Source organism: Xanthovirga aplysinae (genome assembly GCF_009711365.1).
In the GTDB taxonomy this organism is placed as follows: Bacteria; Bacteroidota; Bacteroidia; order Cytophagales; family Cyclobacteriaceae; genus Xanthovirga; species Xanthovirga aplysinae.
The window spans coordinates 1-1,750 of the sequence record NZ_SMMB01000466.1 but is presented as its reverse complement, the minus strand read 5'-3'; the positions used below and the strand labels follow the sequence as shown (position 1 = coordinate 1,750).

General features: G+C 32.2%; 2 protein-coding genes. Both read right to left on the bottom strand.

Annotated features, from left to right (window positions below; all coding sequences use genetic code 11):
* A partial coding sequence (locus E1171_RS01840; protein WP_222931338.1) for a serine hydrolase occupies nt 1–1,140 on the bottom strand: 1,140 nt, incomplete at its 3' end.
* A gap of 201 nt (nt 1,141–1,341) precedes the next feature.
* A partial coding sequence (locus E1171_RS01835; RefSeq protein WP_222931337.1) for a hypothetical protein occupies nt 1,342–1,750 on the bottom strand: 409 nt, incomplete at its 5' end.

Here is a 1,750-nt window from a genome sequence, read left to right as displayed (position 1 = left end):
TTTAGCTTTTTGTCCCTCTAAAAATCCGTCTAGGAGTTCAACTGCAAATACATTATTAGATTCATCTCTTAAAAATCGCAAAGCAGCATCATGATGTTCCATGAAAAATTGATTGGATGATTGAGGAATCAACTGTATTATATTTGGTCCTAATGTTACGAATAAACTATCCATGTCAATTGAAACTTCAAAATTCATGTTTTCATTCAGTGAATAAGTACCTGAATACTCTTTCAATAAGGTTTTGTCTATAGAAACAGGCTCTCTCAATAGAGGAAGTTTATAATTTTTAGCTGTTAAAATTGAATTTATGCTATTTGAAATTTCCTTGGCAACTGGGTGTCTTCGATTGCTCAATACTATAATAGATAATTTGGCCTCTGGATTATTAACTATTGAATAACTGAATCCGTCATTTGCTAAATAACCTTCAATCTCTATTTTTTTTTGAAGGTTTGAGTTAATAACCTTCACTAAATCATTGGCACTTGCTTTCAATCCATTACTACTAAATGCAATTTCTAAATCATAGGTAGGTGACCTTTGTAACTCAAGTCCTTTTCCACGAAAATTATGGTACAAATACCCTGTAGCAAGAGCAGTATCTTTTTTATATAAATATGTGTTTTCCAATGCTAATTTTGCACATAAGTCTTCCATATTTTTTTGAAAGCTCCTGCCACTTATTTTTTCTATTAGATGTCCCAAAACGTTATACCCCAAGTCACTTCGTTTTGGTTTTCCTGATGATTTTATCCCTAAATTTACATATTCGATTGTTGAATAGCTTAATGATGGATAATTATCTCTAATAACTTGAATGCTTGGTAAACCTGCGTTATGACTCAGTAAATTATTTATCGTAAAATCAGCTTTGATTTCGGGAATGTATTTCGAGACTTTATCTGACAGCTGCAGTTTTCCTTCTTGTTCCATTGATCGGATAATCTCTGCAGTGATCAATTCAGAAATTTCTCCAATTTTAAAAGCAGTTTTATCGGAAAATGATTTTGATATTTCATAATTGGCTAAACCAAATTCATTTTGGTAGATGACGGCAGATTCTTTAGCAACTACAATAATTCCACTAAATCGATTTATTTCTAAATAACGACTTCCAAGATCGTTGATAGCATTCACTTTCGAGTCTTCTAGATATTTGCTCTCTAAATTCTTTTCGGATTTACACGAAAAAAACTTGATGTAAAAGTTAAAAGAAAAAATATCGAATTCTTCATCTTTATTTAATTATTACCAACGTTCCGGCTGGCTGCTATGCTTTCCTAGCGTCGGATTTTTCCCGCGTTGGTAAAGCATGGAAGCTCGGCTTTGTTATTTGTATTATTCCGTAATATTAAAATTTATGGTTAAATATTTAAAATGAGCTGAGGGGCCTGCTCCATTTGATCCACTTGAAAGCTCTAATTGAACCTTGTCATTGCCAATATAATCCTTCTCAGGTTGATATCTATAGACAAGTCTGAAAGTTGAATCTCTAACCAATTCACTAATACTATAATGCATTGCCTGTACAAAAATGTGTCCTCCTTCCTCATCGCCACTGTTTTTTGTGTCGTAGATGTATAATTCATTCTTTGTTATATCTATATCAATTGAATTATAAGTTTTTATTGGTTCCTGATCCTCGTCACAGGAAGCAAATAAAATCAATATAACTAAGTAAATAATCGAATTTTTCATATTTAATTCATTTACACATAACGGTTCGGCTAGCAGCTGAAGTTTTGGT